The 21,669-nt window shown below is 72.8% G+C and carries 17 protein-coding genes and 2 pseudogenes; 6 read left to right on the top strand and 13 right to left on the bottom strand.

Features of this window, described 5'->3' with window-relative positions; translation table 11 throughout:
* Positions 1-94: 94 nt before the first annotated feature.
* The 3 genes from EJG53_RS16295 to EJG53_RS16285 all read right to left on the bottom strand — a co-directional run bounded on the left by EJG53_RS16295 (position 95) and on the right by EJG53_RS16285 (position 5,658).
* On the bottom strand, positions 95-2,476 hold the full coding sequence (locus EJG53_RS16295) for a tetratricopeptide repeat protein (RefSeq protein ID WP_125045448.1): 2,382 nt from the start codon (positions 2,474-2,476) through the stop codon (positions 95-97).
* A complete protein-coding gene (locus tag EJG53_RS16290; protein ID WP_125045447.1) occupies positions 2,473-4,110 on the bottom strand; it encodes a hypothetical protein in 1,638 nt (545 codons plus the stop codon). The genes EJG53_RS16295 and EJG53_RS16290 overlap by 4 nt, the downstream gene beginning before the upstream one ends.
* A 489-nt stretch (positions 4,111-4,599) precedes the next feature.
* Complete coding sequence (locus tag EJG53_RS16285; protein ID WP_244955634.1) at positions 4,600-5,658, bottom strand: NADH:flavin oxidoreductase/NADH oxidase; 1,059 nt, start codon at positions 5,656-5,658, stop codon at positions 4,600-4,602.
* Between the two features lie 157 nt (positions 5,659-5,815).
* Here EJG53_RS16285 and EJG53_RS16280 point away from each other — a divergent pair, with 157 nt between their 5' ends.
* Complete coding sequence (locus EJG53_RS16280) at positions 5,816-6,388, top strand: TetR-like C-terminal domain-containing protein (protein WP_125045445.1); 573 nt, start codon at positions 5,816-5,818, stop codon at positions 6,386-6,388.
* Positions 6,389-6,395: 7 nt separating this feature from the next.
* On the opposite strand, the gene EJG53_RS16275 is transcribed toward EJG53_RS16280, so the two are convergent.
* Positions 6,396-8,996 carry a helicase-associated domain-containing protein gene (locus EJG53_RS16275; protein WP_125045444.1) on the bottom strand — a complete coding sequence of 867 codons (2,601 nt, stop codon included), beginning with the start codon at positions 8,994-8,996 and terminating at the stop codon, positions 6,396-6,398.
* Between the two features lie 790 nt (positions 8,997-9,786).
* Here EJG53_RS16275 and EJG53_RS42490 point away from each other — a divergent pair.
* A complete protein-coding gene (locus tag EJG53_RS42490) occupies positions 9,787-10,476 on the top strand; it encodes a hypothetical protein (protein ID WP_244955172.1) in 690 nt (229 codons plus the stop codon).
* Positions 10,477-10,536: 60 nt separating this feature from the next.
* Here EJG53_RS42490 and EJG53_RS16265 read toward each other — a convergent pair whose 3' ends face one another.
* The 4 genes and pseudogenes from EJG53_RS16265 to EJG53_RS16250 form a co-directional block, all read right to left on the bottom strand.
* Entirely contained in the window at positions 10,537-11,610 is a 1,074-nt protein-coding gene (locus EJG53_RS16265) for an ABC transporter substrate-binding protein (RefSeq protein ID WP_125045443.1), read from the bottom strand.
* Positions 11,611-11,641: 31 nt separating this feature from the next.
* On the bottom strand, positions 11,642-12,463 hold the full coding sequence (locus tag EJG53_RS16260) for an ABC transporter ATP-binding protein (RefSeq protein WP_125049404.1): 822 nt from the start codon (positions 12,461-12,463) through the stop codon (positions 11,642-11,644).
* Positions 12,464-12,519: 56 nt separating this feature from the next.
* Positions 12,520-13,607 (bottom strand): annotated as a pseudogene (locus EJG53_RS16255) (FecCD family ABC transporter permease).
* Entirely contained in the window at positions 13,604-14,629 is a 1,026-nt protein-coding gene (locus EJG53_RS16250; RefSeq protein WP_125045442.1) for a FecCD family ABC transporter permease, read from the bottom strand. The pseudogene EJG53_RS16255 and the gene EJG53_RS16250 overlap by 4 nt, the downstream one beginning before the upstream one ends.
* 95 nt (positions 14,630-14,724) lie before the next feature.
* On the opposite strand from EJG53_RS16250, the gene EJG53_RS16245 reads away from it, so the two are divergent.
* Positions 14,725-15,411 (top strand): HAD family hydrolase, encoded by a 687-nt coding sequence (locus tag EJG53_RS16245; RefSeq protein WP_371858694.1) that lies wholly within the window; start codon positions 14,725-14,727, stop codon positions 15,409-15,411.
* An 11-nt stretch (positions 15,412-15,422) separates the two neighbouring features.
* Here EJG53_RS16245 and EJG53_RS16240 read toward each other — a convergent pair.
* A pseudogene (locus EJG53_RS16240) lies at positions 15,423-15,661 on the bottom strand (hypothetical protein).
* Positions 15,662-15,867: 206 nt separating this feature from the next.
* Between EJG53_RS16240 and EJG53_RS43350 the strand changes: the two are divergent.
* Positions 15,868-16,251 (top strand): cold-shock protein, encoded by a 384-nt coding sequence (locus tag EJG53_RS43350; RefSeq protein ID WP_031001692.1) that lies wholly within the window; start codon positions 15,868-15,870, stop codon positions 16,249-16,251.
* Positions 16,252-16,274: 23 nt separating this feature from the next.
* Here EJG53_RS43350 and EJG53_RS16230 read toward each other — a convergent pair whose 3' ends face one another.
* The 4 genes from EJG53_RS16230 to EJG53_RS16215 are packed head-to-tail and all read right to left on the bottom strand — an operon-like array spanning position 16,275 to position 19,878.
* Positions 16,275-17,126 (bottom strand): 1,4-dihydroxy-6-naphthoate synthase, encoded by an 852-nt coding sequence (locus EJG53_RS16230; RefSeq protein ID WP_125045440.1) that lies wholly within the window; start codon positions 17,124-17,126, stop codon positions 16,275-16,277.
* Complete coding sequence (locus EJG53_RS16225) at positions 17,123-17,935, bottom strand: futalosine hydrolase (protein ID WP_125045439.1); 813 nt, start codon at positions 17,933-17,935, stop codon at positions 17,123-17,125. Before EJG53_RS16225 ends, EJG53_RS16230 begins: the two co-directional genes overlap by 4 nt.
* 36 nt (positions 17,936-17,971) lie before the next feature.
* On the bottom strand, positions 17,972-18,484 hold the full coding sequence (locus EJG53_RS16220; RefSeq protein WP_031001696.1) for a hypothetical protein: 513 nt from the start codon (positions 18,482-18,484) through the stop codon (positions 17,972-17,974).
* A 26-nt stretch (positions 18,485-18,510) separates the two neighbouring features.
* Entirely contained in the window at positions 18,511-19,878 is a 1,368-nt protein-coding gene (locus EJG53_RS16215; protein ID WP_244955171.1) for an MFS transporter, read from the bottom strand.
* Here EJG53_RS16215 and EJG53_RS42480 point away from each other — a divergent pair.
* Together EJG53_RS42480 and EJG53_RS16210 are read left to right on the top strand one after the other, a co-directional pair.
* Positions 19,820-20,170 carry a hypothetical protein gene (locus EJG53_RS42480; RefSeq protein WP_244955739.1) on the top strand — a complete coding sequence of 117 codons (351 nt, stop codon included), beginning with the start codon at positions 19,820-19,822 and terminating at the stop codon, positions 20,168-20,170. The two genes, EJG53_RS16215 and EJG53_RS42480, sit on opposite strands and share 59 nt — an antisense overlap.
* Before the next feature lie 279 nt (positions 20,171-20,449).
* The gene (locus tag EJG53_RS16210; protein WP_125045437.1) at positions 20,450-21,364 is read left to right on the top strand and encodes a DUF3027 domain-containing protein; all 915 of its coding nucleotides are present in this window, start codon (positions 20,450-20,452) and stop codon (positions 21,362-21,364) included.
* Positions 21,365-21,669 lie beyond the last annotated feature (305 nt).

The raw sequence follows: 21,669 nt of genomic DNA, 5'->3' as shown, positions 1-21,669 counted from the left end.
GTCACCTGCACCCGGCCGTTCCCCACCCCGACCGCGGCACCCGGCCGTCCGTACGGCCAAACGTCCAGTGTGCCTCATGGGCGGGTGATCGCCTTCAGCTCGCTACGTGGCCCATTCCGACTCCGACCTGCCTTCGTAGCTGGTCGGCCGAGTCGAGCGTGCTGACGGCCTTCTCCGCATCTCCGGTCTGGTGATACAGATCGGCGGCGAGCTCCAAGTTCTCCAGCGCTTCCGTGTTGCAGCCCTGCTGGAGCAGCGCGACCGCTAGAGCGGTGAGCTCGGAGGCCAGGCCATGATCGTCCTTGCCTTCGAGAAAAGCCTCCATGGCGAGGGTGTGCAGTTGTACGGCCTTTTTCCACCTGCCTTGTGCATGGCATACCTGGGCCATGTTGCCCAGAGTCATCGCCTCACCACGGTGATCTCCCAGCTGCCGGAAAGTTTCCAGTGCCTCCTGCTGCGCAGTGAGAGCCGCTTCGAACTCTCCGGCAGCGGTCAGCGTGCCGGCGAAGTTGGAGAGCTCGACCGCTCTTTCATGAGGCAGCAGCAGGCCATCGGGCATTTCGAGCGCCCGCCGGTGAAGTTTCACGGCCTGCTCGGCCTTGCCGTTGTTGCGCGTCGCCTTGGCGAGGCTGCCCAGGGCCTGAGCGTAACCGCGCAGATCGCCCTTCTTCCGAAAGATTTTCGCGGCCTTTTCGAGGGCGTCGGCAGCTTCCTCTGCTCGGCCCAGCTCGGTCAGCGTCTCGCCGGTGTTACTCAGCGCGCCCGCCACCCCGAGCCGGTCACCGGCTCGCTTGAACAGCTGGGCGGCTTCGTTGTGGGCTGCGACGGCCTCCTCGAATTTTCGCTGTTCGTGAAGGGAGAGCCCGAGGTTGTTCAGCGCACTGGCCAGGGCACGGCACTTCTTCAGCGCCCGGCAGATCTTGATGGCCTTGTGGTGCGCGCGAACGGATTTGCGCAGCTTGCGCATGTCCCGAAGCACCACCCCGAGAGAGCTCAGCAGGGAGGCCTCCGTGAAGCTGTCCTTGCGCCGTCGACTCGACCGGATGCCCGCGGACAGCGTCCACCCGGCATCCTCCAGGTAACGCATCTCCATCAGAAACTTGGAAACTGGAACGGACAGGGCGACACACATCAGGTCGTCGCCGACCTCGTGGGCCCAGAGGGCAGCGGCGACGAGGGTGTGTCGCTCGGCCTCCAGCCATTGCAGCGCTTCGGCTCGTCTCCCTGAGCCAGAACTCCCCTCAGGTTGTGACGGCGCGGGCTGGAAGAGCCTTTCACACGCCGAAGTGGCCGTCTTGTGGAAGTGGAGGAGCAGGCGCATGAGGGCCTTCCCCCAGGAGTCGTCGCCCGACACGAGCTGTTCCCAGGAGTAAAGACGTACGAGATCGTGCTGCTGCCAGCGGCCGTACGGACCTCGTGGCTCGATCAGGTGCCGGCGGGCAAGGTCCAGCAGTAGCCGTTCGGTCTCCTTGCAGCTCTTGCCGTACAACACGGTTGTGGCCTCGGTGGAGAAGTCCGGCCCGGGGTGCAGGGACACCAGACGGAAGAGCTCGGCCTGGTCCTTGGCGAGCCCCCGATAGGACAGTGCGAAGGTCGCGGTTACGGCGCGTTCCTCCCGGCTCAGCACGGACAGCCTGGAGTGCGTGTCCTCAAGGTCCTGGCGAAGGTGCGCCAGCGGTCGGGTCGGCACGTCCACGAGCAGGGATGCCAGAATGCGGAGGGCCAGCGGCAGACCGCCGCACAGGGCGACGAGCCGGTCGGCCTCGTCGGTCTCGGCCACTACCCGGGAGTCTTCGGGCAGAGCCGTGCGGACGGCGTCGCCCAGAAGCTCTCGCCCCTCGTCGGCGGGTAGCTCTCGCAAGGTCAGTGCCAAGGCGTCCAGTTCTGCAAGAGAATGCCGCGAGGACACGAGCGTGGCCGTGCTTCCGTCGCTCGGCAGAAGATGGTGGACCTTGCCGGTTGCCGGTACATCGTCCAGGACGACCAGGACCCGCCGCCCGGCGGCGGCAAGAGCGGCGAGTGCTGAACGATAGACGGTCGAGCGTTCCTCGATCCTGGAAGGAATGTGTTCCGGAGGGATACCGAGCGCCCTTAGGAGGGTGCCGAGCGCTCGCTTCGGAGAGACCTTGTGTTTCGGGTCGTACCCGTGCAGATCAAGGAAAAGTACTCCACCGGGAAACCAGCCGTCTCGCCCCAGTGCTCGGTGAGCCGCCTGAAGCACGATTTCGGTCTTGCCCGTCCCGGCGAGCCCGCTCACGACCACGGTGCCGCTCGTGGTGTTCGGTGGTGCCGGCGCCAGGGCTGCGAGTATCTGTTCCAGCTGTGGGCGGCGTCCCGCAAAGGTCGCCGACTGCCCGGGGAGCCCGGCGAGCGCGGGGTCCGGGCGGTCCGGAAGCGTCAGGCTGATGGAACGTCCTTGCACCACGCAGCCGAAGAAGGCCCCTCCGCTGATGTGGTTTTCGGTTCTCTCGGTCATTCTCCGGCCTCTTGATGCCGAGCCAGGGCCCTGTTGAAGGCGATCACTTCGGAGGCGCTGAAACCGCTCCTGGTTTCCTCGGTGACCACATAACCGACCTCGCGCCAAGCGTGGAGGAACGCGGGGTCCATGCCCATCTCGGTAGCGTGCTCTGCCATGTGCATCAGCACACCGTCGAAGTACTCCTTGGTTAGGGGGGTGGGTTCGTCGGCGTCGGGGTCGAAAAACAGCGGGTCGCCCGGCCCTGGCTCGCGGCCGAACTTCTCACGGAAGGCTTCCAACTGGTTTTCCAGACCTTCCATGAGTTGCTGTCCGCGCGAGGTGCCGGTCGAGATATGTATGACGGAGCTGCCGTCCGCGTTCCAAATGCGCTCAACGGGGCGGCTGGGCCGGTGGCGCGTGACAGCCGCTCCGCCGCTCTTCTTGCGCATCCTTTGCTGTGCCGCTTCGCGCACGGCCTCACGCCGTTCGGCCCACTGCCCGTCCGAATCCTGCTGTGTGCTGTCCGTGTCTTCAAGGTCGAGGTCGGCGGAACTGTCACGAGCGGCGGCACTCAGGCTCATTCTGGTGTGCATACCCACCCAGTCCAGCAGGTCGGGGGTGAGTGTTCGGTCCTGTGTCGTCACCTCGGGAATGTCCAGCTCGAAGGCCAGACGCGGTAGAGCGAGGCCGGGCGAGCTGGTCCATAACAGGGCATCCGGGGGGAACGGCTCGGTGAACGCGGGTACGGCGAACAAGCGCCCGAGAGTCTCGGTGACGGACATCTCCAGCTCGGGGGCGACAAGGAGAATGTCGAGCACCGGAACCAACGGGGACGACTCGTCCAGAGAAACAGCCCACTCCCAGGCATGTCTGCCCATGTCCTCCAGCAGCTCGCCGGGTTTTGTCATGAGCGCCGTGTACAAGGCCGGCAGCAACATGCCGGACTCTTCTTTCACCGGTAGCTCCGAGCCCTCGAGCCGGTGCAGTCCGTCGCGAAGCACGGTTCGAGGTGTTTCGTCGAACCACGACTCTTCTTCCGAGCCCTCCCAGAACCGCTGGACCCGCTCCTTCGCGTCCTCCGGCGGGTCGGGGAGTCGCAGATCGAGAGACGGCCCGTGGACCGCGCGGCAGTCCTGGAGAGACGACTCGGGCAACAGGCGCCGTGGCAGCCGGCGCTGGTCGAGGCCTGCCGCTTCGAGCCGGCCGGCGAGCGCCAGCATCAAACGCGCGTCATCCACCGGGAGCCCCAGGTCTTCGCTCGCCGAGACGGCCTCGCGTACGAAGCGCTGGATGCCCTTGCCATGCACGGTGTCTCGCAGGAGACGCAGCCATGCGTCACGAGCGTTGGCGAACTCGAACTCATCACGGAAGTTCTTGGGCCAGACCGTTCCCAGGAACAAGACGTCCAAGGGGTCGGTCTCCTGATGCCAGAGAGGGTCGGTCCCTTCCTGCTGGGCGTGTCCCAGCGCCGCGTAACCCCACGCGTAGGCACCGGCCAGGCTGAGTTTCCCCGGTGTGTTCGAGCGCATCAGCCGCCCGAGCGCCTCCTCGCCCAACGTGCGCGAATCATGACCACTCGTGACTGTGGCTGAGAGGTCCGAGGATGCTTCCCGCACCCGTTTCTTCTGTTTCTTCCTTGATGCTTTGCCCATGTTCCCTCCCTGGCTGCAAGGGTGACGCATCGTACTGATCCAGCTATTGGTTTCAGGACAATGCGACGAGCGACTCCCGAAGCGAGTGGCGCGAAAGCGGGGTGGGGCGAGGTGACTTCCGTCCGGTACTCGCCCCCCAAGCGCCTGTGCGATCGAAAGCCCGTGTGTGCCCCGCACCGGCGCGGCGGAGCGCGGTGACCCACAGTTGGATGGGGGCGGGACGCCGTCGGTGGGCAGGATGCCGAAGAGGTGAGCGTGGTCCCCGTGGGGTGTCCCGGTGCGCGAGCCCGCCGACGCATTGAGCACGGTGTTGCCGGCTAGGTGCGGCGCGTACCGGACGCGCAGATCGATGGTGAAGTCACCGCCCCGTGCCGCCCAGCCCCACTCGATCCGGTAGGAGTCGCCGGCCTTGGGGCATCTGTCGGGCAATCAGGGAGCGAACGGTGGCGCTGAACGGGCGCCGGTGATCCTGCGTGCTGGGGGCTTGCCTTAGAGCGCGCGCCGGTACTGGCGCGGCCAGGACATCTCGTCGTCGGAGCGACCGTGCAGGACGAGGTAGGGGTCACGGAGCAGTGCGCGCCCTATCAGTGCCGCGTCCGCCCGGCCGCCGGCCACGAGTTCGCCGACCTGCGACAGGTCGCCGACCGGGCCGACGGGAGTGACCGCGAGTCCGGTGGCCTTCTTGAGGGTGTCCGCGTACGGGACGTGGACGCCGTCCTGTGCCGGCGTACGGGCCTCCCGGTCCTGTACCGCCCCGCCGGACGAGACGTCCAGGAGGTCGATGCCCGCCGCCGCCAGTTCCTTGGCGAATGCCGTCGCCTCGTTGACGGTGATGCCGCCGGCGATCCAGTCGGTGGCGGTGATGCGGACGAAGACGGGCTTTTCCGCCGGGAAGGCTTCGCGGACGGCGCGCGCCACGCGCAGCGGGAGGCGCATCCGGTTCTGCAGGCTCCCGCCGTAGTCGTCCGTCCGGTGATTGGCCAGGGGGGAGAGGAATTGGTGCAGGAGGTACCCGTGCGCGGCGTGGATCTCGACGGCCTGGTAGCCCGCCTGGTGGGAGAGCCGGGTCGCCCTGGCGAACGCCTCGACGGCCTCGTCGATGTCGGCTTGACCGGCCTCTCGGGGAACGCTCAGGTCGCCGAACGGAACTGCCGACGGCCCGAACGTCTCCCAGCCGCCGTCGGCCACGCGCACCGCGCCGTTCTGGCCCTTGCCTTCCCAGGGCACCTGGTGCGAGCTCTTCCGGCCCGCGGCCAGCAGCTGGACCGCGGGCACCGCGCCGCGTCCGGCGATGAAGGAGGTCAGGTGCCGGTGTGCGGCGGCCTGTTCCTTGTTCCAGATCCCGAGGTCCGCCGACGTGGTCCGGTGGGCAGGCCCCACGGCCGTGGCCTCGACCATGATCAGGCCGACTCCGCCGGTCGCGCGCGCACCGTAGTGCACGAGGTGCCAGTCGGTCGGCCTGCCGTCCGGCCCCGCGGAGTACTGGGCCATCGGGGACATCCACAGTCGGTTGGGAATCGTGACGTCACGCAGCTTCAGCGGGCGCATCACGGGCCCTGCGGCCCCTTGGCTGGACATAGCAGAACTCACTTTCCGGGGCGCACGAAGCGCTCCTTGCAGTGATCGTTGCGTTTGCGTTTTCAACGTAACACAAGCGCAGCGAACGCTGCGTTAAAAAAGCAGTGATCGGTGCGATACTGGGGGTATGCCGCTGAAGACTCCTCCCTCGCCCCACACCGGCAGCCGGCCTGGCGGCCGCAGTGCCCGCGTCCGGGCGGCCGTCCACCGGGCCGTCGGGGAACTGCTCGCCGACGGGACTACCGAGCCGCTGACCATTCCGGTGGTGGCCGCCCGCGCGGGCGTGCACGCCACCACGGTCTACCGCCGCTGGGGTTCCGTCGGTGACCTGCTCGCGGACGTCGCGACCAGCCGTTTCTCCGGCGACCTCGTGGTGCCGGACACCGGCAGCCTGCGTGGGGACCTGGAGCGGTACGCGTCCGACCTCGCCAAGGATCTCGGCGACCCGGACACCCTCGCCCTGGTGCGCGCCACCGTCGGCGCCGCGGGCGGGCAGGGCGCCAGAGCGTGCAGCGGCGAACGTGGGCAGGCGCTCGAAGCCGTACTGGAACGGGACCGGGCCCGGGGCAATCAGCCTCCGACCCTCGAAAGCGCCACGGACGCCGTGCTGGCGCCGCTCTACTACCGGGCCGTCTTCACCGGGCAGCCGCCGACTCCCGAATGGGCCCGGTCGCTGGTGGCCCGCCTGCTGCCGGAATGACGTCCCCTCACGAAGCCGTCTCGTCCGCCAGTTCCGCCACGCCCGTGATGCGGTGGAGGGGGAAGGTGCGGACCTCGTCGGCGGTGTGGTCGTAGGCGGTGACGAAGCCGCCTTCGACGCGGACGGGGGCGATCACGCGCTGGCTGGCGGCGCCGTCGGCGTTGACGTAGCCGATCCAGAGGGTGGCGTTGGTCAGGACGGCGGCCTGCATGGTGGCGAGGGTTTCGGCGGAGGTGGTGCGCGGGAGGGCGCCGGGGGCCGGGACGGGCGTGGTGGCCGGCTTGCGTTCGGCGGTGGCCGCCAGGTCGCCGGCGCGGATGGCGCGGACCGCCGCTTCGAGGAGGGTCGGGTCGGGAGCCGGCGGGCCCTCGGGGACCGGGGTGGGTGCGGTGCGGGGCGGGGTGCGGTAGGCGTCCGGGCGGGCGATGAGGACGTCGCCCTCGGCGGACTCGGCGGCGGGGGCGTAGCCCATCGCGCGCAGGCCCTCCAGGAGCTGTTCGGGCGGGGCGGCCGAGGCCAGCACGGTCGGGGCGAGCCGGCGCAGGCGCAGGGCGACGGCGCGGCGGTCGGCGAGGATCTCGGTGAGCAGCGCGTCGTCGTCGCAGCGTACGTAGGCGGAGGCGGCGCCGACGCGGAGCCGGCCGTGGCGCCGGGCCACGTCGTCGATGAGGTAGGCGAGCGGCTGCGGCACCGGGGTGCGGGAGTGCGCGGCGAGGAAGGACTGCAGGTCGGCGGCGGAGCGGCCGGCGTCCAGGGCGCGGCGTACGGAGGCCGGGGTGAAGCGGTAGACGGTGGCGCCGCCCTTGGACTCGACGTCGGCGAGCACGCCGAGCACGTCGGCGAGGGGGCGTTCGAGGGGGCCGGGGGCGACGGCGGTGAGGTCGGCCTGGAGGAGGACGTGGTCGAGGGGTTCGGGGAGGAGCGGGGCGAGGAAGGAGGCGGCGCGCGCGGCGGGGTCCTCCGTGCCGGCGGCGGCTTCGGTGCCGGCTTCCAGGAGGACGCGGGTGTGGGTGGCGAGGGCGCCGCGGCCGGTGATGCCGAGGAGTTCGGCTTCGGCGAGGGTCCATCGGGCGATGCGGGAGCGCAGGTCGTCGGTGGCGGACGCGGTGGAGGGCGCGCCTGCGTTGCGGGCCGCGTTGGTGTCGGAAGGGGAGGCGGAAGCGGAAGCGGTGGCCGGATTCGGGTGGCGGGGGGCCGTCCTGGTGCCGCTGTTCGTGGCGGGGGCCGGTGCCTGGGCCGCGCCGCGGAGCGGGCGTTCCCAGCGGAGCCGGTCCAGGACGGCTTCGGCCGGTACGGACGTGCCGGGGGCCAGGGACGCGAGCAGGGTGAGCGTCCGGCGGCGTACCTCGGGGGCCGCGGAACGGTCGAGGTTCGGGCCGAGCGCGGACAGGGCGCGGCCCTTCGGGTCGGGGGTGCCGACCAGCCCGGCCGTACGGGTCGCCGCGAGCCAGGCCGTGGCCAGCCGCGTCCAGCGTTGTTCGGCCGGGAGCCGGCGCCAGTCCTCGGCGGCGGGGGTGGGCGCGTACCGTTCGTCCGCTTCGCCGTCGGACGCCAGCAGCCCGGCGGCGTAGGCCAGTTCCAGCCAGAACGCGGCGGTCTGTTCGGTGACGTCCAGGGCGGCGGCGGTCCGCTTGAGGTCGCGGACGGACAGGCCGCCGGCGCGCAGGACGCCGGGGCCGCCGAGGTCCCACTCCTTGAGCAGTTCCTCGACGGTGGCGAGCGCCGTGAACGCCTGGCCGGCGGCGGCGCTGTCCACAAGCTGTGGATCGCGTTCGGTGGTGGGCGCGAGGGCGGGCGGCAGCGGCTCGGGAGAGCGGTGCGCGCGCCCCGCGCGCAGGTGGAGGGCGGCCTCGCGGGGGAGGACGACGTTGCGCGGCCCGGCGGGCAGCAGCAGGCCGCGGTCCAGCAGCCACTGGAGGTGCGCGGCGGGCCGGTCGGTGACGGCGCCGTACGGCGGGCCCCAGACCAGCCGGTCCAGTACGGCACGTGCCTCGTCGGGCGCCCCGCCGAGCAGCGCGGCCATCCGCGTACGGTCCTCGAACAGCCCGGTCAGGGCGGCGACGGCGGTCACCGGATCATGGGTCGCGGCCAGTCCCGCGGCGGCCAGGATCTCCTGGAGGCGGCCGGGCGACATGCCGGACGTGGCTTCGGCGACGGTCGGCCCCAGGCCGGTGGGGGAGGGGTGCGCGGGTCCGGGCGCGAGCAGTTCGCGGGCCGTACGGACGAGGCGCAGCCGGTCGTCGCCGCCCCAGACCAGGGCCTGGTCGCGCAGGGTGCGGAGGGCGCGGGGCAGCTCGGCGGTGACGGCGGTGACGGTTCCGGGAGCGAGGTCCGCCGCTCCGGCGTCCCCCGCCATCAGCCCGAGCAGCGTCTCGTACGGGCAGGGGTCCGGCGCCACCGCCAGCGCCTCGGCGGTCTGCAGCGCGAAGCGGTCCAGGCGCTCCACCGCCCGGACGACCGAGGCGCGGGTACCGGCCCGGGTGGCGAGCTGGGTCAGGTCGCCGGGGACCGGGTTGAGGAGGTCGGGGCGGGCCCGCAGCAGGTCGGCGAGCCCGCTGTCGGGGCGGGTGCGGAGCTCTTCGGCGAGCGTGCGGGGTGTTTCACTCATCCGCTACACGGTAGCGGGGGCGTGTGACGTCGGCGGGTGCGGCGCCGTGCGACCCGGCGGCCGCCGGGTCCGCGGACCGCGCGGACCGGTCGGCGCCGCCGCCCCCGTAGGAGGGTCGATCGGGGGTACGGTCTCGGGAGGAACCGGGCTGTGCCACAGGGGATTTCGTGGGGATCGAGAGCGACCAGCTTGTCTTTGACTATCTGAGCCGGGTCGGTGATCTGGCCCAGCGGCGCGGGCTGTCCTCCGGGGCGCGGATGCGCCTGGTGGCCGAGCTGCGGGCGCAGGTGGACGCGGCGAAGCCGGACACCGTGCCCGGGGTGAGACGCGTGCTGGCCCGGCTCGGTACGCCCGAGGCGGTGGTGACGGCGGCGGGTGGCGGCGCGTCCGTTCCGCCGACGCCGCAGGCCGCCGCGGAACCGCCGACGCGGCCGGGCCTGCGCGACAAGCTGGGCGGGGCCGCGCGCCGCTTCGGTACGGGCGGCGGTACGGGCGTGTCCGGTGAGGCGGGCGGTACGGAGGCTCCCGGGCACCGAAACGGCGGCCCCGCCAAGGACGACGGCCCCAAGGGCGGCGGCCCCAAGGGCGGCGGCCTGTCCGGCCTCGGCGAAGGGCTGCGCGGCCTGGCCGGAAAGGTCCCCGCGCCGCGCGACGGCAAGCGCCGTTCCCCCGCGCCCGGGAACCGGAGCCGCCGCCGACCGCCTCCCCGCCGCACCTCGCGGGCTTCGACGAGCTGGGCGACAGCACCGTCGCCTTCGGTGAGGGCGCCGACGAGCCCGACTGGTGGCGCGTGGACGACGGCCCGTTCAGCCCGTACGGGTCGTACGAACCCAGTGAGACGGTGCCCGGCTTCGTCGGCGGCATCGAGATCCCCGAGATCCGCGAGCGCCCGCCGGGCGAGCGGAAGGACGGCCCGCTGTCCCTGGAGAAGGGCGAGCGGGGCGAGGACGGGGAGGCGGACGACGCCGAGGAGGAAGACGCCGACGCGGGCGGCGAGCACGGCGAGGAGGCGGCCGAGGCGCCGCGCACCGGTGTGCTGCCCCGGGTGCTGCCGCGCGTCCTCGCGTGGCGCCGGCGGTCGGCCACGCCGGAGCCGTACGCCGAGGAGCCCGAGCCGGTGGAGTACGTCCAGGCCGCGCGGCCGCCGCTCAGCCCGGTCCTGCTGCTGGCCGTCCTGCTGCTGGTCGCGGGCGCGGTGCTGGGGTCCTGGCTGGCGCTCGCGGGTGGCTGGGTGCTCGCGTACACCTCCCGGCGGCTGCCGCGCGGGGAGGCGAAGTTCGCGGCGCTCGGGGTGCCCGGGGTGATCGTCGGCGGGCTGGTGGTGTGGCTGTGGGGACGTGTGGACGGGCGGTGGGGCGAGCCGATCGCCGACGGGCAACTGGGGCAGGAGCTGACCGGGGTGCTGCCGGTGGTGGTCCGGGTCGCGGCCGTCGCCTCGGCCCTGTTCCTGGTGTGGCGGATGCGGCGGCAGCCGCGCTGAGTGGCGGGCGGGGCCTCCGGGACGGCCGGGCCGTACGAGACGCGCCCGCCCGGCCACCGCCTACTTCTTCGCCAGCTTCCCCTGAAGCTGGGACAGGATCTTGTCGGCCGCCGTGTAGCCGATGCCCTGAATCCACAGTTCGTCGTCGACGCGGAAGGTCCGGCCGTTCTTGGCCGCCGTCATGTTCTTCCACAGCGGGCCGCCGGTGACCTGCGTCTCCTTGGACTTCTCCGGGCTGCCGTACGCCGAGTAGAAGACCGCGTCCGCGTCGGCCCGGTTGATCTGCTCGGCGCTGACCTCGACCATCATGCCGTCCGGCGCGTCCTGCGCCACGCTGGTCGGGCCGGTTCCCACGTCGTTCAGGATCGTGCCGATGTAGCTGCGGCAGCCGTAGATGCGGGTGTCGGCGCCTTCGACGAAGCGGACGACGTTGGTCGTGGTGCGCCGCGCGGCCGCGGCCCCGCCGAGCGCCGCGGTGACCCGCCGGGCGTGGGCCTCGTACGCGGCGACCGCCCGCTTCGCCTCGGGGATCTTGCCCAGCGCGTCGGCGTGGGTGGCGAAGTTCTGCTTCCACGGGTAGCCGGTGGTCTCCGTCATGACCGTGGGCGCGATGGCCTTGAGCTGCGCGTACCGCCCGCCGTCGCGCACCTTGCTGGTGAGGATCAGGTCGGGCTTCAGGGCGGCGACCGCCTCCAGGTTGGGCGCGCCGATCTTGCCGACGTCCTCGATGCCCGCGAGCTTGTCCTTCGGCAGGTAGTCCAGGAAGCCGCCGGCCACGTCGGAGCGGGTGGCGCCGACCGGCTGGACCCCGAGCGTGATCGCTGAGTCCAGCTCCGCGGTGTCCAGCACCACCACCCGCCGCGGCGTGTTGGGCACCTCCACCTCGCCCTGTGCCGTACGCACCGTGTGCCGTCCCGCGCCGGACGCGGGCCGCGCCCAGGTGGTGGCGGGCTGGGCCGGACAGTCGGCCGCCCTCGCCGAGGAGCCGGAGCCCCTGGAACCGCCGGAACCACCCGTACCGGACGACCCGCAGGCGGCCAGCGCCACCGAAGCGGCCAGGGCGGAGCTCACGGCGAGCGCGGCACGGCGTCGCCCGGCCCGCGGGACCGGCCGGGGAACTGCGGAGAGCGGCATGACAAGCCCTTTCGGCTGGGGAGCGGCGCGGTCACTCGGACCCGGGCGCGGCGGCGGCCGCACCCGGAGCCTGCCAAGGACGCCCCGGCACCACCAGGGGCGAGCCCGTCACCGGGTCCGGTACCACCACCGACTCCAGCCCGAACACGTCGCGCACCAGGTGCGCCGTGACGACGGCTGCCGGGCGCCCCTGTGCCACGATGCGCCCTTGCTTCATCGCGACGAGGTGGTCGGCGTAGCGCGCGGCCTGGTTGAGGTCGTGCAGGACGGCGACGACGGTGCGCCCCCGGTCGTGGTTGAGCTGCCGGATCAGGTCCAGCACCTCGACCTGGTGCGCGATGTCGAGGTAGGTCGTCGGTTCGTCCAGGAGCAGCAGGCCGGTCTCCTGCGCGAGCGCCATCGCGATCCACACCCGCTGCCGCTGCCCGCCGGACAGTTCGTCCACCGCCCGGTCGGCCAGCTTCGTCACGTCCGTACGGTCCATGGCCTCGGCGACGGCCCGTTCGTCGGCCTCGGACCACTGCTGCCACCAGTGCTGGTGCGGCTGGCGGCCCCGCGAGACCAGGTCGGCGACGGTGATCGCCTCGGGCGCCACCGGGGACTGCGGCAGCAGCCCCAGCGACCGGGCGACCTTCCTGGTGGGGAGGCGGGCCAGGTCCGTACCGTCCAGCAGGACCGCGCCGCGGCGTGGTTTGAGCAGTCGGCCCAGCGCCCGCAGCAGCGTGGACTTGCCGCAGGCGTTGGGGCCGACGACGACGGTGACCGCGCCGTGCGGGATGTCGAGGTCGAGGCCGTCGACGACGGTGCGGTCCTCGTAGGCGAGCGTCAGGTCCCGCGCCGCGAGACGGCTCACGGCGGCCGCCGCTTCCCCGCCGCTCCCGCTGCCCCCGTTCCCCTCACTGCCCTCGCTCACGCGCGTCCCCCCACGGCCCGGCCACGGATGATCAGACGGATCAGGTACGGAGCGCCGACGGCCGCGGTCAGCACCCCCACCGGCAGTTCGGTCGGCGCGAGCAGCTTCCGGGCCAGCAGGTCGCCCAGCACGACCACGACCGCCCCGAGCAGCGCCGAACACAGCAGCGGTATCTGGGCCGTACGGGTCAGGCGGCGGGCGGTCTGCGGGGCGAGCAGGGCCACGAAGTCGACCGGTCCGGCCGCGCCGGTCGCCATCGACGCCAGCACCACGCCGAGCGCGGCCAGGCCGAGGCGGGTGCGGTTCAGCCGTACGCCGAGGGCGGTCGCGGTGCCGTCGTCCATCGTGACGGTGCGCTGGGCGCGGGCCGCCCACAGGACGGCGGGGAGCAGGGCCGGCAACGCCCAGCCGAGCGGCGCGGCCTCGGCCCAGCCGCGCCCGTTGAGCGAGCCGGTCAGCCACACCTGCGCCTGCTGGGCCACGGTGTAGTCGCCCTTGGTGAGGAAAAGCTGGGTGACCGAGCGCAGCGCGACGGCGAAACCGATGCCGATCAGGACGAAGCGGGTGGCGTGCAGGCCGCCGCGCCAGGCGAAGACGTAGCCGAGGGCGGCGGCGAGGACCCCGCCGGCGACCGACAGGTAGGGCAGGACGGCGTACGAGGTGATGCCGTACGTCATGGCGCCCACCGTCAGCGCGCTCGCGCCCTGGGTGATGCCGATGACGTCGGGGCTGGCGAGCGGGTTGCGGGCCACGGTCTGGATCAGCGCGCCCGCCACCCGAAGGCCGCGCCGGTCAGCAGCCCGACCACCATCCGGGGCAGCCGCAGCGTCCCGACGACCAGCCCGGCGGACGACGGCTGCCCGAAAGCGGCCTTCAGGGCCTCGCCGGGGGCCACGAAGGACTCGCCGACGCACAGGTACGCCAGGCAGACGGCGGCGAGCAGCACGGCGAGCACCCCGGCGACGGCCGCTGCCCGCCGGTGCACGAGGAAGGAGCCGCGACCGGCCCGCACGAGGCCGTACCCGGCGGGCCGCGCACGGCCGTGCCGTACCGCCGCGCCGGGACCGGTGGCCGGTGCCGTCATGCGGGCACCGCCTTCCGCCGTACGAGGGCGATCAGGAACGGGACGCCGATCAGCGCCGTCATGACGCCCGCCGGCACCTCGGACGGCGGGAACAGCACCCGTCCGACGGTGTCCGAGACCAGCACGACGACCGGGCCGAGCAGCGCCGCCATCGGCAGCAGCCGGCGGTGCCCGCCGCCCACCAGGGCGCGGGCGAGATGCGGTACGGCCAGGCCGACGAAGGCGATCGGTCCGGCCGCCGCGACGCCCGCGCCGGTCAGTACGGTCGCGCCGAGCCCGGCCACGACGCGTACCGCGGCGACGTTCTGCCCGAGCCCCTCGGCCACGTCGTCACCGAGCGCCAGGGCGTCCAGGCCGCGCGCGGCGGACAGCACGAGCACCGCGCCCGCCAGCAGGAACGGCCAGATCCGCGCGACGACCTCGATGTCCCGGCCGGTCAGCGAGCCGACCTGCCAGAACCGGAACTCGTCCAGCGCGGCGGCCTTCGTCGTCAGTACCGCCATCGTCACCGCGACGAGCAGCGCGTTGACCGCCGCCCCGGACAGCGCCAGCTTCACCGGCGTCGCGCCGCCCCGCCCGGCGGCCGCGATCGCGTACACGGCGACCGCGGCGGCCCCGGCGCCCACGAAGGCGAACCAGACGTACCCGCCGAGGGTGTGCACCCCCAGGAAGGACAGCGCGAGGACCACAGCCACCGAGGCACCCTGGCTGATGCCGAGGACACCCGGGTCGGCGATGGGATTACGGGTGACGCCCTGCATGGCCGTACCCGCCAGGGCGAGCGCGGCGCCCACCAGCAGGCCGGTCAGCGTGCGGGGCAGCCGCAGGAAGCGCACCACCTGCGCGGCGTCGCCGTCCCCGCCGTACAGCAGCGCGTCGACCACTTCGGACGGGGCCAGTGGGCGGCTGCCGACCGCGAGAGAGAGGAACACCGCCAGCAGCAGGGCGAGCACCGCCGCCGCCCAGCCTGCGCGACGTCGCACCAGGAGGGCTCTGGGGCTGCGGGACCGGACGACCGGCATCGGTTCCCTTCGCGGGGGCGTCGCGGGGCACGTGCGGGCGGGGCGGAGCCAGGCGGGGCCAGTGTAGGTCCTGCCCTCCACGGTTATCGGCCACAATGGCCACCATGGCTTCGCACACCCCGGTACCCGATCCCACGGTCGCCACGGCCTCGCAGCAGCTCACGGTCGGCTTCGACCTGGACATGACGCTGATCGACTCCCGCCCCGGCATCAAGGCGGCCTACCAGGCGCTGTCCGCCGCGACGGGGACGTACGTCGACGCGGACGCGGCGATCACCCGGCTCGGGCCGCCGCTGGAGCAGGAGATCCGCCGGTGGTTCCCCGAGGAGCGGGTCGCGGAGGTCAGTGACCTGTACCGCGAGCTGTACCCGGCCCACGCGATCACCGGGACGCTCGCGATGCCGGGCGCCCGTGAGGCGGTGGCCGCCGTCCAGCGCCACGGCGGGCGGGCGGTCGTGGTCACCGCGAAGTACGAGCCCAACGCCAAGCTGCACCTGGCGCACCTGGACATCGGCGCGGACGCCGTCATCGGCTCGCTGTGGGCCGAGGCCAAGGCCGAGGCGCTGCGCGCGCACGGCGCGTCCGTCTACGTCGGCGACCACACCGGCGACGTACGCGGTGCGCAGACCGCCGACGCGCTGTCCGTCGCCGTGGCCACCGGGCCGTGCGACGCGGACGAACTGCGCGCGGCCGGCGCCAACGTCCTCCTCGACGACCTGACCGGCTTCCCGGCCTGGCTGGAGGGGTACGTGGCGGAGCGGGCGCGGCGCGCGGCTCCGTAAGACGCCGGCGGCTACGCCGTGGACGACTTCGCCTGCCGGCGCTGCGCCGCGACGGAACGCAGCACTCCGGCCCCGGCGATGAGGAACCCGGCCCCCATCAGCATGCAGACCCAGTAGAAGACGGACGGCAGCGGATCGGCCCCACGAACAACGGGGTCACGGTGGCGAGAGTGGCCACCGCGCCAATCAGGAAAACAATCGCGCCGATCCGGACCAGCAGATCCCCGGCCTGGGGAGTTTCGTCAGACACACGACCAGGGTAAGTCCGGGCCAGAAGCGCGGAGGAACCACCCGGCGACGTCTTGTCACCGGGCACCGGACCATTAGCCTTGGGGGGTGGCGGGTCCGGTGGCCCGCTGCACTGCTATCCAGAGCTGTTTTTTCCCGCAGAAGACGCAGAAAACACCGTAACCAGACCCCAGTGGTCTTCCGACGAGTACGAGGACGAGGACAGACGTGCCTACCGGCAAGGTCAAGTGGTTCAACAGCGAGAAGGGCTTCGGCTTTCTCTCCCGCGACGACGGCGGTGACGTCTTCGTGCACTCGTCGGTGCTGCCCGACGGCGTGGACGCACTCAAGCCGGGCCAGCGCGTCGAGTTCGGCGTAGTGGCCGGCCAGCGCGGTGACCAGGCGCTTTCGGTGACGATCCTCGACCCCGCGCCGTCGGTGGCGGCGGCCCAGCGCCGCAAGCCGGACGAGCTGGCGTCGATCGTGCAGGACCTCACCACGCTCCTGGAGAGCGTCACCCAGCAACTGGAGCGCGGCCGCTACCCCGACAAGGCGCACGGCTCGAAGATCGCCGGCATGCTCCGGGCGGTCGCCGACCAACTGGACGTCTGACGGCCGGCCGGGCGCGGCCCGGGTCAGCCGAAGCTGAGCGCATCGCGGCCGAGGGGCGGTACGAGCCCCTCGGCCGCGGCGCGCGTGAGCAGCCCGCGCACGGCCGCGTAGCCGTTCTCGCCGAGGTCGGCGGTGAACTCGTTCACGTACAGGCCGATGTGCTGGTCGGCGACGGCCGGATCCATCTCCTGCGCGTGCTCCAGCACGTACGCGCGGGACGCCTCGGTGTCGTCCCAGGCCATCCGTACCGACTCGCGGGCCGCCGCGGCCAGCTCACGCAGCCGCTCGGCGCCCAGCGAGCGCTTGGCGATGATCGCGCCCAGCGGGATCGGCAGGCCGGTCGTGCGCTCCCAGTGCTCGCCCATGTCGGCGAGGCAGGCGAGGCCGTAGTTCTGGTACGTGAAGCGGGCCTCGTGGATGACCAGCCCGGCGTCCACCCGGCCGTCCCGTACGGCCGGCATGATCTCGTCGAACGGCAGCACCTTCACCTCGCCGACGCCGCCCGGCACCTCTTCCGCCGCCCACAGCCGGAACAGCAGGTACGCGGTCGAGCGCTCGCTGGGCACCGCCACCGTCTTGCCCGCCAGGTCCTTGGCCTCGCCCGGCTCCTTGGTGAGCACCAGCGGGCCGCAGCCGCGCCCCAGCGCTCCGCCGCAGGGCAGCAGCGCGTACTCCTCCAGCACCCACGGCAGCACCGCGTACGACACCTTCAAGATGTCGAACTCACCGCGCTCGGCCATGCCGTTCGTGATGTCGATGTCGGCGAAGGTGACGTCCAGCGCGGGGGCGCCAGGGACCTTGCCGTGCGCCCACGCGTGGAAGACGAAGGTGTCGTTCGGGCACGGCGAATAGGCGATCTTGAGCGCGTCGCTCATGGCGTCCTCCAGGAGGTCGGGGCCCCGGCCGCCGCCAGGACGCGGGGGAGCGCGGCGCAGGCGGCGGAGAGCGCGCCGAGCGCCTCCCCGATGCGCCACGCGGCACGGTCACGCGGGCCGACGGGGTTGGAGACCGTACGGATTTCGAGCACCGGCAGGCCCTGCGCGGCGGCGGCCTCGGCGACACCGAAGCCCTCCATCGCCTCGACGAGGGCGCGCGGGTGGCGCGCGGCGAGGCGCGCGGCGTGCTCCGCGCTGCCGGTCACGGTGGATGCGGTGAGCACCGGGCCGCACGCGGCGCCGGTGGCCGCGGCGAGGGCCCGTACGAGGGCCGGCGGCGGAGTGTGGACGACGGTGCCGAAGCCGAGTTCGGTCACCGGAAGGAAGCCGTCCGGGGTCTCGGCGCCCAGGTCGGCGGCGACGATCGCGTCCGCGACGACGGTGGAACCGACCGCGGCGCCGGGGCCGCCCGTGTCGGGGCCGGGGGCGAAACCGCCGCCGATCCCGGCGGAGATGACGAGGTCGTAACCGGCTCCGGCACAGATTCCGGCGGTCAGCGCGGTGGCCGTACCGGCGGCAGCGGCGGCCGGGCCGACCCCGGCCGCGAGCACGTCGAGGACCGCGCCGGCCCGCTCGGGCGCGGTGGGCGCGGCCGTCCGTACCCGGTGCAGCGCGTAGCCGCCCGCGGGCAGCGCGACGATCTCCGCGCCGCTGTCACCGGCAGCGGCGCCGTCACCGGCCACACCCGCGACCACCGCGTCGCGCTCGGCCGCGACGGCGGTGACGACCAGGACCCGCGTCACGGTCACCTCACCACCACCAGCCTCACGCGTACCTCAGCGGACTCAGGATTCCGCGCGCTTGAGCTTGACGTTCCACACGCCCGTGTACTTGCCGCCCTTGGTGGCCACGACGGACACCACGGTGGAATCGGCCAGGCTGCGGGTCTGCTGGTTGACGAAGAGCTGGTCCGCGCTGGCGACGACCTGGTACGTCTGCTTGCTGACGTTGGTGATCGGGCTGTTGTTGGACAGCGCGATCCAGCCGTCCTCCGCCACGTCCGGCTCGACACCGAGGCGCAGCTTCTCGCCCGGGTGCACGGTGAGCGTCTTCTTCGGCTCGGTGGTCAGACACTTGGTGAACTCGGCCTGCGCCTTCTTGTCGCTGGCGGCCAGATCGCCGAGCACCTTGCCGTCGTCGTAGCAGGCGGCCTCGGCGGTCACGGTGTCCTTGCCGGCGGTCACCGTGGCGAGCGGAGTCGGCTTCTCACAGGCGGAGAGGGTGACGAGCCCCAGGGACACGGCACCGAGGGCGGCAGCGGCGCGGCGGCCAGTACCCCAAGAAGAGAACGCGGTCATGCGGGCAGGCTATCGGTCGGTTCCTCTCACGCCACACGAGGGTGGGGCGCGCCGTGCCGCGCCGCGCCCAGCAGGCCGCGCACGGCCAGCACCACGCCGGCCGCGACGAGCGCCGCGGCCACCGCCAGGCCGACCGTCCCGTTCAGCGGCAGCCCGATCCCGACGGCGCCGCCGACCACCCAGGACAACTGGAGCGCGGTCTCGGAACGGGCGAACGCCGAGGTTCGGACCGACTCCGGCACGTCCCGCTGGATCACCGCGTCCAGCGACAGCTTCCCCAGCGCCTGGCACAGGCCCGCCGTCGCCGCGGCGGCCGTCACCACCACGATCGCCAGCACCGCGTAGAAGACCGCCGCGGTGACCGTGACGGCCAGCGCCAGCCCCAGCACCACCGCGATGATCAGTTCCGGCGCTCTGGACCGCAGCCAGGCGCCGACCGCCGTCCCCAGCGCGTTGCCCGTCCCCGCCGCCACCGCCACCAGCCCCAGCGAGACCTGCGGCCCCAGCCCGCCCAGCGGGTGCTCGCGCAGCAGGAACGCCAGGAAGAACGTCAGCAGGCCGGACAGCGACCGCAGCGCACAGTTCGCGTGCAGGCCGTGCAGTACGGACGGCCCGACCGTACGGAGCCCCGGCCGCCGCCCGCCCGCCGGCGCCTTCCCCGGCCGCTCGCCCGCCGCCTTCCCGAGCCCCGCACCGTCCTCGCCGGACGCCAGCCGGGCCCGCCCCTCGCCCTTCGCCGAGTCCACCTTGTGCGGCAGCGAGAACGACAGGAACGTGCCCGCCACGAACACCGTGAACGCCCCGTACAGCGGCCAGCTCGGACCGATCAGGTGCAGCGCGCCGCCCAGCGGTGCCGCGGCCCCCGTGGCCAGCAGTCCCGCGAGCGTCACCCGCGAATTGGCCTTCACCAAGGAGATGCGGGGCGGTAGCAGGCGCGGGACGACGGCGCTCCGCACCACCCCGTACGCCTTCGAAGACACCAATACGCCCAGTGCCGCCGGATACAGCTCCAGGCCGCCGCCCGCCACGGCGCCCGACATGGTCAGCGCCAGCAGCGCGCGGGCCAGCATCGCCCCGGCCATCGCCGCCCGGCGGCCGTGCGGCACCCGGTCCAGCAGCGGCCCGATCACGGGCGCGAGCAGCGCGAACGGCGCCATCGTCACCGCCAGGTACAGCGCCACCCGGCCGCGTGCCTGGTCCGTCGGCACCGAGAAGAACACCGTCGAGGCCAGCGCCACCGTGATCAACATGTCACCGGCCGAATTCACCGCGTGCAGCTCGATCAGCTTGCCGAGACCCGACTCGCCCGCGCCGTGCGCGTGGGTGGCACGCCGTATGCCCCGCCCGGTCGCCGTGAACGGACGGCGCAGCGCCCGCCCGGCGGCACGGCACACCCGGCCCGCCCCGCCCTCCCGGCCCGGCCGCGTGGACGCCGTCGAGGCCCGCGCGCCCCTGGAGACACGCGGGCCGGTGGAGATCCGCGAAGCCTTGGCGATCCGCGGGGCCCGGGCCGTCCTCGCCGTCCCCGACCTGGGGATCCGCGACGCCCGCGACATCCGCGGCAGCCTCGGCTTTCTCGACGCCCGTCCGGCAGCCACGCAGCAATACTGCCCCAACTCGCCCGGGACATGGCTCTTTCCGGGCCCCGTCGCGCCGGAGCGCCGGGCCGCCGGACGCTGCCGGTGACATTTGCCGCTCCCGGCGAGGGGTCGTGCACCGTTGAAGGGGTAGCGTGTGTAGCGCGCCACCGGCGGTCGTTCTTGGCCGCGCGCCTTGCCGCGATCCCGCAGAATGGTTCGTAAGAGGTGCGCTCGACCGAGATGACCGGGCGCGGACGTCGACGCGGTCCCCAGGTCCGCTCCGCCCGCCCCGGCACGCCGGTCGTCCGGACAAGGACAGGACAGCTCCGGCTGGCGCACTCGTGAGACGGCGTGGAAGAGAGAATCGATTCTTGTGAGTGCTGCGATGCGAAGCCGTACCCCTGACCGCCTGTGCGCCGAGGCGGTCGACCTTGCCCGCGTAGCGGCCGAGGAGGCCGCGGCGCCCGGCACGGTCGGCGAGCACGTCGACGCCGTTGCCGACGGAGACCGCGTCGTCACGCACCTGTTCGAATGCAAGGAGCCCGGCTACCGGGGCTGGCGCTGGGCCGTCACCGTCGCCCGCGCGTCCCGGGCCAAGCACGTCACCCTCGACGAGACCGTTCTGCTGCCCGGTCCCGACGCGCTGCTGGCCCCCGAATGGGTGCCCTGGAGCGAGCGGCTGCGGCCCGGTGACATGGGTCCCGGTGACCTCCTCCCCACCGAGGCCGAGGATCTCCGGCTGGAGCCCGGCGCTGCTCCCCTGGGGGGAGCGGAGGACGTGGGGGCGGGGGGCGCCCAGGTCTCGCCCGGCGTCACCGAGCTGGCGGACGCCGAGGACGCCGACGTCGAGCCCGGGTCGCCCGCGGCCCAGCCCGCGACGACCCGCGGCAGCATTGCGGCGGTCGCCGACGAGCTGGGTATGGGGCGTTCCCGGGTCCTCTCCCGCTACGGCCTGCACGCCGCGGCGGACCGCTGGGAGGAGGAGTACGGCCCCAAGACCGCCATGGCCCAGGCGGCCCCCGCCAACTGCGTCTCCTGCGGCTTCCTGGTGCCGCTGGCCGGGTCGCTCCGTCAGGCGTTCGGGATCTGCGCCAACGAGTTCGGTCCTGCGGATGGGCATGTCGTGTCGCTCGGGTACGGGTGCGGGGGGCATTCGGAGGCCGCCGTCATGCCGAGGCCTCCGCGGCCGGCGCCTCCCGTTATTGACGAGACCGTTGTTGATCCGTTCGCGTTGCGTCCTGACCGGACGGGTGGGTCTGTGGAGGAATCGGGGCCGTCCGAAGAGTTTGGTCATAGCTGAAGCGCTCCCGGCGGGGCCAGTCGATCACGTACCTTGCGGCGATGACGTTCGCGCTTCGCGCGGGTGGTTTTGGGGTGACGTTCGGCTCGCATTGGTTTCGTTGTGGGGGCGGGGGCGCGCAGGGGGCCAACTCCTCGGCACCGTGCACCGCGACGTGACTTTTTTTCGGTGACGCAGACACCCGGCTGCCTGCGGGGATGGCCCCCTACACGCCCCCTCGGGCCGGTTCGGCGAGCCGAGGTCGGTGGGGGAGTTCTCGATGACGCAGGGGTGCGCCTTACCTGGGGGTGAGGCTCACGGGGGTG

The sequence above is a fragment of the Streptomyces chrestomyceticus JCM 4735 genome, from assembly GCF_003865135.1.
GTDB classification, from domain to species: Bacteria; Actinomycetota; Actinomycetes; order Streptomycetales; family Streptomycetaceae; genus Streptomyces; species Streptomyces chrestomyceticus.
The sequence above is the reverse complement of the archived record's forward strand: the minus strand, read 5'-3'. Positions and strand labels throughout refer to the sequence as shown.

What these genes read in the sequence shown, in the direction of transcription:
- EJG53_RS16295 (WP_125045448.1), bottom strand. Translation starts at nt 2,476, where the DNA reads ATGACCGAGAGAACCGAAAACCACATCAGCGGAGGGGCCTTCTTCGGC.
- EJG53_RS16290 (WP_125045447.1), bottom strand. Translation starts at nt 4,110, where the DNA reads ATGGGCAAAGCATCAAGGAAGAAACAGAAGAAACGGGTGCGGGAAGCA.
- EJG53_RS16285 (WP_244955634.1), bottom strand. Translation starts at nt 5,658, where the DNA reads ATGCGCCCGCTGAAGCTGCGTGACGTCACGATTCCCAACCGACTGTGG.
- EJG53_RS16280 (WP_125045445.1), top strand. Translation starts at nt 5,816, where the DNA reads ATGCCGCTGAAGACTCCTCCCTCGCCCCACACCGGCAGCCGGCCTGGC.
- EJG53_RS16275 (WP_125045444.1), bottom strand. Translation starts at nt 8,996, where the DNA reads ATGAGTGAAACACCCCGCACGCTCGCCGAAGAGCTCCGCACCCGCCCC.
- EJG53_RS16265 (WP_125045443.1), bottom strand. Translation starts at nt 11,610, where the DNA reads ATGCCGCTCTCCGCAGTTCCCCGGCCGGTCCCGCGGGCCGGGCGACGC.
- EJG53_RS16250 (WP_125045442.1), bottom strand. Translation starts at nt 14,629, where the DNA reads ATGCCGGTCGTCCGGTCCCGCAGCCCCAGAGCCCTCCTGGTGCGACGT.
- EJG53_RS16245 (WP_371858694.1), top strand. Translation starts at nt 14,725, where the DNA reads ATGGCCACCATGGCTTCGCACACCCCGGTACCCGATCCCACGGTCGCC.
- EJG53_RS16230 (WP_125045440.1), bottom strand. Translation starts at nt 17,126, where the DNA reads ATGAGCGACGCGCTCAAGATCGCCTATTCGCCGTGCCCGAACGACACC.
- EJG53_RS16220 (WP_031001696.1), bottom strand. Translation starts at nt 18,484, where the DNA reads ATGACCGCGTTCTCTTCTTGGGGTACTGGCCGCCGCGCCGCTGCCGCC.
- EJG53_RS42480 (WP_244955739.1), top strand. Translation starts at nt 19,820, where the DNA reads ATGCCCCGCCCGGTCGCCGTGAACGGACGGCGCAGCGCCCGCCCGGCG.
- EJG53_RS16210 (WP_125045437.1), top strand. Translation starts at nt 20,450, where the DNA reads ATGCGAAGCCGTACCCCTGACCGCCTGTGCGCCGAGGCGGTCGACCTT.